General features: G+C 36.4%; 11 protein-coding genes and 1 pseudogene. All 12 read left to right on the top strand.

Going from position 1 to position 13,104, the window contains the following annotated elements; all coding sequences use genetic code 11:
- The first annotated feature begins 66 nt into the window (after positions 1-66).
- Complete coding sequence (locus J2Z80_RS14180; protein ID WP_245301364.1) at positions 67-894, top strand: electron transfer flavoprotein subunit beta/FixA family protein; 828 nt, start codon at positions 67-69, stop codon at positions 892-894.
- Between the two features lie 27 nt (positions 895-921).
- Positions 922-1,935, top strand: coding sequence for an electron transfer flavoprotein subunit alpha/FixB family protein (locus J2Z80_RS14185; protein ID WP_209454970.1), 1,014 nt, complete (start codon positions 922-924; stop codon positions 1,933-1,935).
- Entirely contained in the window at positions 1,928-3,340 is a 1,413-nt protein-coding gene (locus tag J2Z80_RS14190) for an FAD-binding oxidoreductase (protein WP_209454971.1), read from the top strand. Before J2Z80_RS14185 ends, J2Z80_RS14190 begins: the two co-directional genes overlap by 8 nt.
- Before the next feature lie 23 nt (positions 3,341-3,363).
- A complete protein-coding gene (gene larA / locus J2Z80_RS14195; RefSeq protein WP_209454972.1) occupies positions 3,364-4,644 on the top strand; it encodes a nickel-dependent lactate racemase in 1,281 nt (426 codons plus the stop codon).
- Between the two features lie 397 nt (positions 4,645-5,041).
- A complete protein-coding gene (locus J2Z80_RS14200; protein ID WP_209454973.1) occupies positions 5,042-5,821 on the top strand; it encodes a short-chain-enoyl-CoA hydratase in 780 nt (259 codons plus the stop codon).
- A 42-nt stretch (positions 5,822-5,863) separates the two neighbouring features.
- On the top strand, positions 5,864-7,006 hold the full coding sequence (locus tag J2Z80_RS14205) for an acyl-CoA dehydrogenase (RefSeq protein WP_209454974.1): 1,143 nt from the start codon (positions 5,864-5,866) through the stop codon (positions 7,004-7,006).
- Positions 7,007-7,019: 13 nt separating this feature from the next.
- Positions 7,020-7,802, top strand: a complete 783-nt coding sequence (locus tag J2Z80_RS14210) for an electron transfer flavoprotein subunit beta/FixA family protein (RefSeq protein ID WP_209454975.1) — start codon at positions 7,020-7,022, stop codon at positions 7,800-7,802.
- A gap of 12 nt (positions 7,803-7,814) precedes the next feature.
- Complete coding sequence (locus J2Z80_RS14215) at positions 7,815-8,807, top strand: electron transfer flavoprotein subunit alpha/FixB family protein (RefSeq protein WP_209454976.1); 993 nt, start codon at positions 7,815-7,817, stop codon at positions 8,805-8,807.
- A gap of 56 nt (positions 8,808-8,863) precedes the next feature.
- Complete coding sequence (locus J2Z80_RS14220; RefSeq protein WP_209454977.1) at positions 8,864-9,709, top strand: 3-hydroxybutyryl-CoA dehydrogenase; 846 nt, start codon at positions 8,864-8,866, stop codon at positions 9,707-9,709.
- A gap of 24 nt (positions 9,710-9,733) precedes the next feature.
- Complete coding sequence (locus tag J2Z80_RS14225) at positions 9,734-10,912, top strand: acetyl-CoA C-acetyltransferase (protein WP_209454978.1); 1,179 nt, start codon at positions 9,734-9,736, stop codon at positions 10,910-10,912.
- A 159-nt stretch (positions 10,913-11,071) separates the two neighbouring features.
- Complete coding sequence (gene scpC, locus J2Z80_RS14230) at positions 11,072-12,568, top strand: succinyl-CoA:acetate CoA-transferase ScpC (protein ID WP_209454979.1); 1,497 nt, start codon at positions 11,072-11,074, stop codon at positions 12,566-12,568.
- A gap of 75 nt (positions 12,569-12,643) precedes the next feature.
- Positions 12,644-13,024: pseudogene (locus J2Z80_RS14235) on the top strand (redox-sensing transcriptional repressor Rex); the annotation flags it as partial.
- Positions 13,025-13,104 lie beyond the last annotated feature (80 nt).

Consider the following 13,104-nt stretch of genomic DNA (forward strand, 5'->3'; position numbering starts at 1 on the left):
TATCCCTATGACATAATTATAGAACAAAATTAGCTCGAAGTGGCACATTTCATTACGTTTTGTGCCTTGAGCGAAGCGAAAGGAATGATTATAAATATGAAAATAGTTGTACCAATTAAACAGGTGCCTGAAACAAGCAATGTAAAAATGAATCCCGAGACAGGGACAATGGTAAGAGAAGGCGTTGAGAGCATTATAAATCCGCTTGACTTGTACGCTATAGAGACAGCTATAAGGTTGAAAGAAAAGTTTGGAGGACAAGTAATCGTTATATCAATGGGGCCAGATAAAGCACTTGAGGCAATTAAAGAAGCAATTGCAATGGGATGCGACGATGGTATACTTCTATCAGACAGAAAATTCGCAGGATCAGATACTTGGGCAACATCATATGTTATTGCAAACGGTATTAAGCAGATAGGCGATTTTGACCTTGTGATTTGCGGTGAAAGGGCAACAGACGGTGATACAGCACAGGTCGGACCTGGAATTGCATCTTTCTTAGACCTTCCATTATCAACATTTACAAGTGAAATATTATCACTAAATGATGGGAAAATCAAAGTTAGACGTCTTGTAGAAGGTGGCTATGAAGAGATAGAATTAGAACTTCCAGCAGCACTTACAGTTGTAAAAGAGATAAGCGATCCAAGGCTTCCTACATTAAGAGGAAAACTTAAGGCAAAGAAGATGGAGATACCGGTATGGGGGCCACAAAATATTAATGCAGATGAAGAAAACCTCGGCCTTAAAGGGTCACCTACAAGGGTTGTAAAGATATTTACACCTAAGGTTACAAGGGAAGGCGAAAAAATAATTGTAAAAGACGAGAAAACGTTAAACGAAGCAGTGGACAAAATCATGGACTATCTTATTAAGAAAGAGTTTATTTAGAAAACTTGATGAAAGGGTGAATAATAAATGGGTGAAGTTTGGACATTAGCAGAATTTAGACACGGGGAACTTAGCAGTGTATCATATGAGCTTTTAAATAGAGGCAAAAATCTTTCACAGAAATTAGATACGGCATTAGCATCAGTTATTTTGGGTTATGACATCAAAAAAGAGGATATTGATGAACTTATTGCAAGAGGTGCAGATAAAGTTTACGTAGTAGATGACAAAAACCTTGAAAATTTTCTTGTTGAATCATATGCAAATGTTTTGATAGCACTACTTGACGAATATAAGCCGGACATTTTTATAGCAGCAGCGACGACAACAGGAAGAACCTTGATGCCATATGTTGCAGTAAGGAAGAAGACAGGTCTTACAGCTGATTGTACGGTTTTAGACATTGAGGAAGGAACAGGAAATTTACTTCAGACAAGGCCTGCGATTGGTGGTAATATCTTAGCAACAATAAAGACACCTAATACGAGGCCGCAAATGGCAACTGTAAGACCTCACTCAATGAAGCCGGCGATGCCCGACAAAAATCGCAATGGTGAGGTTATTTATAAAAAATACGATGAAAGCCTATTTAAAACAAGATCGAAATATTTGAGATTTATTAAAGATGAATCACAGCAAGTAACAGTACAGGATGCCAAGGTAATTGTTGCAGGCGGCAAAGGTGTAGGCAAGGAGGAAAACTTTGCTATAATAGATGAGCTTGCAGAACTTCTTGGCGGTGCTGTTGGCGCATCACGTGATGTTGTCGATAGGGGTTGGAAGACATATCCGCATCAAATTGGTTTAAGCGGTAAAACGGTTTCGCCAGCTTTGTATATTGCAGCAGGCATTTCTGGTGCTGTACAGCATATAGCTGGTATGCAGACATCAGAAAATATTATCGCTATAAATAAAGATTCCGATGCACAGATATTTCATCTTGCAAACCTTGGAATAGTTGGAGACTTGAATGAAGTATTACCGCTTTTGATAGAGAGAATAAAGGAATACAAGGCAAAGGAGGCTTCAGCAAATGTATAATAAAGTGACACCTGAAATCGTAGATGAACTGATTGAGATAGTAGGCAATAAAAATGTTATTTACAATAACTTCGATGCTATGGAGGCATACTCACACGACGAAGTAGCGGAGAAATCCTATGCACATATGCCGGATGTTGTCGTAAAACCATCGTCGGCAGAAGAAATTTCAAAGATAATGAAGCTTGCGAATAAATACAAGATTCCAGTTACGCCGAGAGGTGCTGGCAGTGGTCTATCAGGTGGTGCAGTACCTGTTGAAGGCGGTATTGTTCTATCAGTCGAAAAGATGAACAAGATTCTTGAGATAGACAAAGATAATCTGATGGTGGTTGTAGAACCCGGTGTTGTTACTAATGAAATAAATAATGTAATTAAAGATGATGGACTTTTTTACGCTGGATATCCGATGAGTGTTGAGACATGCTATGTAGGCGGCAATGTTGCAGAAAATGCAGGCGGCGGAAGAGCTGTCAAATACGGTGTTACAGGAAGGTATATTTATGGACTTGAAGTTGTGACGCCAACAGGGGAGATTTTGCACCTTGGTGGAAAACGTATGAAGGATGTTACAGGATATGACCTTATACATCTTATGGTAGGTTCTGAAGGAACACTTGGAATATTTACGAAGATATATATAAAATTAATGCCTCTTCCGCAGTCAAAGGTAGATTTATTGATTCTTTTTAAAGATATAGATACGGCAATTAAGATAGTACCTAAGATAATGACATTTGGAAGAATTATACCGACATCAATCGAATTCATGGACGACCTTTCATTTAAGACTTCTTGTAAATACCTTAATGAAAAGATACCATTTGAAGAAGCAGGTGCTATGCTTCTCATTGAGCTTGACGGGAACAGCAAAGCAGAGCTCGAAGAACAGTATGAAGTAATAGGAAATCTTTGCATGGAAAATGGAGCAATTGAAGTATATATTGCAGATAATGCTACGACATCTGAGAGGATATGGAAGATTAGAAGAAATATTGCTGAAGCTTGGAAGCAGTATAGCCCTGACCAGAGCCTTGAGGACGTCGTCGTTCCAATATCAGAAATACCAAAATTTATGGAAAAAGTTAGGAAGATATCTGAAAAATATGATGTGCCGATACCTTGTTACGGTCATGCTGGTGATGGCAATATTCATGCAACCCCTGTAAAAAATCCTAAATTCACAATGGAAGAATGGCTCGATATCCTGCACCACAAATTATTGCCGGAGCTCTACAAGGAAGTAATTAACTTAGGTGGCACAATAAGCGGTGAGCACGGTATTGGACACAAGAGAAGAGAGTTTATGTCTATGGCATTAGAGCCAGCACAAATCGAAGTTATGAAGGCTATTAAAAGAGCACTTGATCCAAATTATATATTAAACCCTGGTAAAGTAATATAAAATGCTATTTTGGAGATGGTTCTATGGCAAATATAGAAATTCCTTATGGCAAAAGCAAATTAGCTTTTGATTTACCAGATGAGAGAATCAAGGGTATACTAAGGGCAAAAGCCGGAAGCCATAAGGTAAATATGTCAGAAGAGGATATAGTTAAGAGGGCATTAGAGAATCCAATAGGAACAAAGAGACTTCAAGACCTTGCGAAAGGTAAGAAAAACATTGTAATCATAACAAGCGACCACACAAGGCCTGTACCCAGCAAAATTACATTACCACTGCTTCTCGATGAAATAAGAAGGAAGAACAAAAGTGCTAATATAAAGATTTTAATTGCAACAGGATTTCACAGAGGAACGACATTGCAGGAAATGAAAGCAAAATTTGGGGAAGATCTCGTTGAAAATGAACAATTTGTAGTTCATGACTCGAGAAGTAGCGAAGATATGGAATTGATAGGTATATTGCCATCAGGGGGTAAACTAGAAATAAATAAATTGGCAGTGGAAGCAGACTTGTTGGTTGCCGAAGGTTTTATAGAACCCCACTTTTTTGCGGGGTTCTCCGGTGGAAGAAAAAGTATCCTACCCGGAATAGCCAGTGCTCAATGTATCTTGGCAAACCATTGCTCTGAATTTATCAAAAATCCATATGCCAGAACAGGTGTTTTAGAAAATAATCCAATACACAAAGACATGCTCTATGCTGCTAAAAAAGCAAACCTTGCGTTTATCTTAAATGTCGTTATAGATTCAAGTCACAAGATAGTAAATGCCTTTGCCGGACATAGTGAAAAGGCACACTTAAAGGGGTGCGAATTTGTAAGTGAGATTGCAACGGTAAATGCAGAACCTACAGACATTGTAATAACATCAAATGGTGGTTATCCACTCGATCAAAATATTTACCAGGCAGTAAAAGGGATGACTGCTGGTGAGGCTGCATGTAAAGACGGCGGCGTGATAATCATCGCCGCCGAAAGTGCTGATGGTCATGGAGGAGAGGGATTTTACAGATGGTTTAAAGAATCCAAAGACCCACAAGATGTGATGAATAAGATCCTTTCAAGAGGACGGGACGAAACACTTCCCGATCAATGGGAAGCACAGATATTAGCCAGAATTCTAATGAATCATAAAGTCATAATAGTGACAGATAGCAAAAACTATGGATATGCAAAAGACATGTTTATGACACCGGCAAAGGACGTATATGAGGCATTGAAGTTTGCAGAAGACGCCGTTGGCAGTGATTCCAAGGTAAATGTAATACCGGATGGCGTATCAGTCATTGTAAGGGGCAAATAAATTATATACGCTGGCAATCTAAAAAGATAGGTATTTTTTAAGTTGATTTTTATACTCTAAATATTATTTCATAAACTTTTTAAAAATTTAAATTATGATTATTTTGGTATGAGAAGAATGCAAATATTAATCAACTAAAAAGTGTTTATATGAGGAATTAGCCAACAAAATTACTCATTAATTATTTGTAAAAAGCTTGAGTTAAGCCTTTTACAAATAACTTATCTTAAAATTTAGGGTATAAGTTGATTAAAAAATTAACAAAAATTACTTGCAATTTACATTTGAGAGGTATATAATTAAGTAAAAGTTGATAAAAATATAACAACAAATCTAAAGACAATATTATTTACACATTATTTATGCTTTTATAATAAATTCGTAAAGGAGGATTATGATGGACTCGAATAATGTTGTGTTTAATAAGGACGATGGCGTTGCAATTATTACAATAAATCGCCCGAAATCTTTAAATGCCTTAAACTATGAGACATTAAAAGAACTGGATAGTGCACTTGATAAAGCTGAAGATGATAAAGACGTAAAAGTTGTAATCATCACGGGAAGCGGTGAAAAAGCTTTTGTTGCAGGTGCTGATATTGCAGAGATGAAAAACATGACACCACTTGAAGCTAAAAAATTCTCAGAATATGGACAAAGCGTATTTAGAAAGATTGAAACATTAAGTAAACCTGTTATAGCAGCGGTCAATGGTTTTGCACTTGGCGGCGGCTGCGAACTTTCAATGGCGTGTGATATACGCATCGCAAGTAAAAATGCAAAATTTGGCCAGCCGGAAGTTGGGCTTGGAATTATACCTGGATTTTCAGGAACTCAAAGATTACCACGAATTATAGGCACATCTAAGGCTAAGGAACTTATTTTTACAGGTGAAATGATAAATTCAGATGAAGCATATAGAATAGGTCTCATATCTAAAATAGTTGAACTTTCAGATCTTATTGAAGAATCAAAAAAGCTCGCTAAAACTATTATGTCAAAAAGTCAGATTGCAATTTCTCTAGCAAAAGAAGCAATAAATAAAGGAATGGAAACAGATATAGATACAGGCAATACTATAGAAGCTGAGAAATTTTCCCTATGTTTTACAACAGAAGATCAAAAAGAAGGTATGAATGCGTTTTCAGAAAAGAGGACGCCTAAATTTGGCAAATAATATCAACTTTTGTTACAAAATTATCAATAAGGAGGCAGTTTTATGGACTTTTCATTAACAAGGGAGCAAGAAATGGTAAGACGTGTTGTGAGAGAATTCGCTGAAAAAGAAGTTGCTCCTAAAGCAAAAGAAATAGATATTACAGAAGAGTTTCCATGGGATACAGTAAGAAAAATGGCTCAAAACGATATGATGGGTATTCCTTATCCAGAAGAGTATGGTGGAGCAGGTGGAGATTACTTGAGTTATATCATAGCTGTTGAAGAGATATCAAGAGCCTGTGCTACGACTGGAGTAATTTTATCTGCTCATACTTCATTGGGAAGTTTTCCTATATATCAATGGGGAACAGAAGAACAAAAGAGAAAATATCTAGTGCCACTTGCAAAAGGTGAAAAATTAGGCGCTTTTGGCCTTACGGAACCAAATGCAGGTACAGATGCAGCTGGACAGCAGACAACTGCAGTATTAGATGGTGATCACTACGTATTAAACGGCTCAAAAATATTCATTACAAACGGAGGAAAGGCTGACATATATATAATCTTTGCAATGACGGACAAATCAAAAGGCACAAGAGGCATAAGTGCATTTATAGTTGAGAAAGATTTCCCGGGTTTTAGCATTGGCAAAATTGAAGAAAAAATGGGTATAAGAGCTTCATCAACTGCCGAACTTGTGTTTGAAGATTGCATTGTTCCAAAGGAGAACTTGCTTGGCAAGGAGGGCCAAGGTTTTAAAATTGCGATGGCTACACTAGATGGTGGAAGAATAGGAATAGCAGCGCAAGCCCTTGGAATAGCTCAGGCTGCTTTAGATGAAGAGATAAAATATGCAAAGGAAAGACAACAGTTTGGAAGACCTATAGGAAAGTTCCAAGGTATTCAGTGGTATATAGCAGATATGGCTACACGTATAAATGCTTCAAGATGGCTTGTATACAATGCCGCTTGGAGAAAGCAGGTAGGTTTGCCATATACAATGGAAGCAGCTATGGCAAAATTATACGCTTCCGAAACAGCAATGTTTGTAACGACTAAAACAGTTCAGATATTTGGCGGCTATGGCTTTACAAAAGATTATCCAGTAGAAAGATTTATGAGAGATGCAAAAATAACAGAAATTTATGAAGGTACATCGGAAGTTCAGAAAATGGTTATTTCCGGTAACCTATTGAAAATGTAAGGAGGGCACACTTATGAATATACTTGTTTTGATTAAGCAGGTTCCGGATACGAACGAAGTTAGAATTGATCCTGTAACAAAGACACTTATACGTGAAGGTGTTCCAAGCATTATTAATCCTGATGACAAAAATGCTTTAGAAGAAGCTATTAGGATAAGAGAAAAAGTTGGCGGAAAAGTAACTGTTATATCGATGGGACCAACACAAGCAGAAGTAGCATTACGTGAGGCTCTTGCTATGGGTGCTGATGAAGCATATCTTTTGACAGATAGAGCATTTGCAGGTGCTGACACTTATGCTACTGCAAAAGCACTATCAAAAGCAATTGAAAAGTTTCAATATGATATTGTATTTTGCGGCAGACAGGCGATAGATGGCGATACTGCACAAGTTGGACCACAAATTGCAGAACAATTAGACATACCTCAGGTAACATATGTAAGGAAGGTAGAAATAGAAGGAGACAAACTCATAGTTGAAAGAGCTCTTGAAGATGGATATGAAATCATTGAAGTTAAGACGCCGGTCTTATTGACAGCTATAAAAGAGCTTAATGTGCCTAGGTATCCTTCAATAAAGGGAATATTCAATGCTTACAATAAAAAAGAAGTTAAAATCTTAACTGCAGATGATTTAGATGTTGATAAAAATGAACTTGGACTAAAAGGTTCACCAACTAAGGTTGTAGCAACGTCAACTCCAAATACTGAAAGAGCTGGAGAAATATTTACTGGCAATATAAAAGAAGCTGTTCAGAATCTAGTTGAAAGATTAAACAGCAGACATGTGATATAGGAGGCGCGATGGATGAACGATTATAAAGATATATGGGTTTTTGCAGAACAAAGAAATGGAAAACTTATGAATGTTGCCATCGAGATATTAGGTGAGGCAAGAAAGCTTGCAGACAAGAAAGGCGTTAATGTTGGAGCTGTTTTAATAGGGCACAATGTAGAAAATCTTTCAAAAGATCTTATAAGTTTTGGCGCTGACATAGTTTATGTTGTAGATAATCCTCTTCTTTCAAATTACACAACCGAAGGATATGCAAAAGCAGTATCACAGCTTGCAAATAAGTATAAGCCAGAAGTCATACTCTATGGAGCTACTTTTATAGGACGTGACCTTGCGCCTAGGATAGCTTCCAAACTGAAGACAGGGCTTACCGCTGATTGCACAGGGCTTGATATTGACGAAAATGGACTGCTACTGCAGACAAGGCCGGCATTTGGTGGAAATTTAATGGCAACAATAAAATGTCCAGATAAAAGGCCACAGATGTCGACAGTAAGGCCTGGTGTAATGAAGAAGGCTGTTAGAGATGATACAAGAGATGGAAAAGTAATCAAATTTGATGCTGATATTAATGAAAGTGATATAAGAACTAAGATATTGAGCATAGTAAAAGAAGCAAAAAATGTAGTGAACCTTGAAGAAGCTGATATTATCGTTTCAGGTGGACGTGGTGTTGGAGGACCTGATGGATTTAACATCATAAAAGAACTTGCAGACGTACTGGGAGGTGTAGTTGGAGCATCTCGTGCAACAGTTGATGCAGGATGGATAACATCAGACCATCAAGTTGGCCAGACAGGTAAGACAGTTAGACCAAAGCTGTACATTGCTTGCGGAATTAGTGGTGCAATACAGCATTTAGCAGGTATGAGCAACTCAGGTACTATTGTCGCAATAAATAAAAATCCTGACGCGCCGATTTTCAAAATTGCTGATTACGGCATAGTCGGGGATTTATTCAAAGTAATACCAGTATTAATAGAGGAAATAAAAAAGTTAAAATAAAGGCAGCTGATCAGTTTGACAGTTGACCTTATAAAAATAAAAAGGAGTGTGTTTTTATGCAAAAGATTTGTGTAATAGGTGCTGGGACAATGGGCTCAGGCATCGCTCAAGTATTTGCACAAAATGGCTTTGAAGTAATTTTACGCGATATTGATATGAAGTTCGTAGAAAAAGGGTTAGGTACAATTGAAAAAAATTTACAAAGAAGTGTTGACAAAGGGAAAATTACAGCAGATGAGAAAAACGAAATTTTAAGCAAAATCAAAGGCACAACAAATTTGGAAGATGCAAAAGAAGCAGATTTTGTAGTTGAAGCGGCTATAGAAAATATGGATCTCAAGAAACAAATATTCAAAGAACTAGATGAAATATGCAAAATGGAAACAATCCTTGCGTCAAATACATCATCACTATCCATAACAGAAATAGCAAGTGTGACAAAAAGACCTGAGAAAGTCATAGGAATGCATTTCTTCAATCCAGTTCCTGTAATGAAACTTGTTGAAGTCATAAAAGGATTAAAGACATCAGAGCAAACATTTAATGTCGTCAGAGAATTGGCTTTAAAAGTAGAGAAAACACCTATAGAGGTCAAAGAAGCACCTGGATTTGTTGTAAATAGGATTTTAATCCCAATGATTAATGAAGCAATTGGAATACTTGCCGATGGTGTTGCAACTGCGGAAGACATAGATGAAGCTATGAAACTTGGTGCAAATCATCCAATAGGACCATTAGCATTATCTGATTTAATAGGAAACGATGTTGTACTGGCTATAATGAATGTGCTTTATACAGAATACGGCGATTCAAAATACAGGCCACATCCACTTCTAAAAAAGATGGTAAGAGGTGGATTACTAGGCAGAAAAACTGGCAAAGGTTTCTTTGAATACAAATAAAATCTCGTTAAGGAGGAGAATATCATGAAAGAAGTAGTTATTGCAAGTGGTGTAAGGACTGCCATAGGGAAATTTGGTGGAACGCTTCTAAATGTACCTGCAGTAGATTTAGGTGCTGTAGTAATAAAAGAAGCATTAAAAAGAGCTAATGTGAAACCTGAAGACGTCAGTGAAGTGATAATGGGAAATGTATTGCAGGCGGGTCTGGGACAGAACCCTGCAAGACAAGCCGAGATAAAAGCAGGTATACCAGTAGAAGTCCCGGCTATGACTGTAAATATGGTTTGCGGTTCTGGTCTTAGAGCTGTGACACTTGCTGCTCAGGCAGTTATGCTTGGTGATGCTGACATTGTTGTAGCCGGTGGAATGGAAAATATGTCAAGAGCGCCATATGTTCTAAATGATGCTCGTTTTGGATACAGGATGAACAATGGACAGCTTGTAGATGAAATGGTATATGATGGACTAACTGATGTATTTAACCAATATCATATGGGAATCACTGCTGAAAATGTAGCTGAAAAATATAATATTACAAGAGAAGAGCAAGATGAATTTGCATATAGAAGCCAAAAACTCGCAGCAGAAGCTATATCATCAGGAAAATTTGAAGATGAGATAGTACCTGTAACGATACCACAGAAAAAAGGCGATCCAATAGAATTTAAAATTGATGAGCACGTAAGAGCAAATACGACAATTGAGGCGCTTGCAAAATTAAAACCAGCATTTAAAAAAGATGGAACTGTAACTGCTGGAAATGCATCAGGAATTAACGATGCAGCTGCAGCAGTAGTTGTGATGTCGAAAGAAAAAGCTGAAGAACTTGGAATAAAACCATTAGCAACGATTAAATCATTTGGTTATGCAGGTGTTGACCCAAGTATTATGGGAATTGGACCAGTATACGCTACAAGAAAAGCACTAGAAAAAGCTAATTTAACTGTAGATGATTTAGATTTAATTGAAGCAAATGAAGCATTTGCAGCACAGTCATTAGCTGTTGCAAAAGAACTAAAATTTAATATTGATAAAGTGAATGTAAATGGTGGTGCAATTGCATTAGGTCATCCAATCGGCGCCAGCGGATGTAGAATTTTAGTAACGCTTTTATATGAGATGCAAAAGAGAAATTCTCATATTGGACTTGCAACACTATGTATCGGCGGTGGAATGGGAATTGCGATGGTTGTAGAAAGGTAAAACACATATCAAAGTATAATATATTTGCTGAGTTGATAATTTCAATAAATTTATAATAATTACCACATATGTAAAAATATAATACATATGTGGTTTTTACCATTATTAATACTTTATTAAATTATTTAAAGATTGTAATCCAGTTTAGGAGGCTTATTTATGAATTTTGAAGAAAGAATTAGATGCGATAGAATTAAAAATAAAGTAATGTCGGCAGAAGAAGCAGCTTCATTGATAAAAGATGGTATGACAATAGGTACAAGCGGTTTTGTAACAGGTGGTCCTAAAGCAGTACCATTGGCAATTGCTGAAAGATATAAGAATGAAAAGATAAAGTTAAATCTTTATACAGGTGCAATAGTAGGCGATGAATTAGATGGTGCTTTTGCACGGGAAGGTTTAGTCGATAAAAGAATTCCGTATCAAACAAATAAAGACATGAGAAATGCTATAAATAATGGTTCAGTTAAATTTATTGATATGCATCTAAGTCATATGCCACAGCAAATAAGATATGGTTTCTTAGGAAAAATTGATTTCGCTATTATTGAAGCGACTGCTATAACAGAAGATGGTAACATCATTCCAACAATGTCTGTTGGTAATTCACCCACATTTGTAAGTACGGCCGACAAAGTCATAGTAGAAATAAATACATCACAGCCTATTGAACTTGAAGGGATGCATGATATATACGAGCCAAAAGATCCACCATATAGAGAGCCAATACCAATAACGAAAGTTAGTGATAGGATAGGAGTTCCGTATATTCCATGCGATTCAGATAAAATAGCTGCAGTTGTATTTTCAGATATGAAAGATACAACATTACAACTTACAAGTATAAATGAAACATCAAAAAAGATTTCAGATTATCTTATAGATTTTCTTCAAACTGAAATAAAACGCGGAAGACTTCCTAAAACATTTCTTCCATTGCAGTCAGGTGTTGGAAATGTAGCCAATGCCGTATTAGCTGGTTTTATTGAATTAAAATACAACAATTTAAATTTGTATTCTGAAGTAATACAAGATGCCGTTCTTGACTTAATAGATGCAGATAAGATAGAAAAAGTATCTGGAACAGCATTGACTCTTTCAGAAGAAGGACTTAAAAGATTTTATGCTAATATAAATAAATATAAAGAAAAAATAATATTGCGCCCACAAGAGATCAGTAATAATCCTGAGGTAATTAGAAGGCTTGGAGTTATATCAATTAATACGGCAATAGAAGTTGATATATACGGTAATGTAAATTCTACACATATATTGGGAACAAAAATGATGAATGGCATAGGTGGTTCAGCAGATTTTACTAGAAATGCTTATATATCAATTTTTGCTACACCATCAACAGCAAAAGATGATAATATTTCATGTATAGTGCCTATGGTATCGCATGTAGATCATACAGAGCATGATGTCATGGTGGTAGTAACTGAGCAAGGACTGGCTGATTTAAGGGGGTTGAGTCCAAAGGAAAGAGCGATGATGATAATAAAAAATTGTGCACATCCCGATTATAAAGATGCTCTAATGAATTACTACGAAAGATCGATTAAAAAACATGGTGCTGTGCAAACACCAAATTTGCTGGATGAAGCATTTTTGTGGCATACAAGATGTTTAAATACTGGAAATATGAAGATATGAATTTTAAAATAAACCCCACCACTTGTGACAGTGTGTAATCAGTATTGCTACCAATAGCAATGAAGGGGTGATTTTATGAGTAAAACGTCGATTGTGTCGATGCATGTAATCAGAAGATTGCCATCCTATTATAGATGTTTGAAAGAACTACAAAAAAATAATGTAAATAAGATATCTTCAAGTGAATTAAGTGAGAAGATTGGTGTTAGTGAATCACAAATTAGGCAGGATTTATATAATTATGGAAACTTCGGAAAGCAAGGTTATGGTTACGATGTTATAAAACTTTACAATGCATTGAAAAGAATACTGGGCCTTGATAAAACATACAATACAATTATAATTGGGGCAGGCAACTTAGGTCAATCTATTGCTAACTATATGGATTTTGAAGAAATTGGTTTTAATTTAAAAGGCATATTTGACATAAATCCAAGACTTTTTAAAATAAACATCATGCTTTGACAGCATCACGATAAACGAAAACTATCACGATAGACAGTAGGAATCGTGGTATAATTAGAGTGTACGGCACA

Origin of the sequence: Thermoanaerobacterium butyriciformans, assembly GCF_017874545.1 — a bacterium.
Lineage (GTDB): Bacteria > Bacillota > Thermoanaerobacteria > Thermoanaerobacterales > Thermoanaerobacteraceae > Thermoanaerobacterium > Thermoanaerobacterium butyriciformans.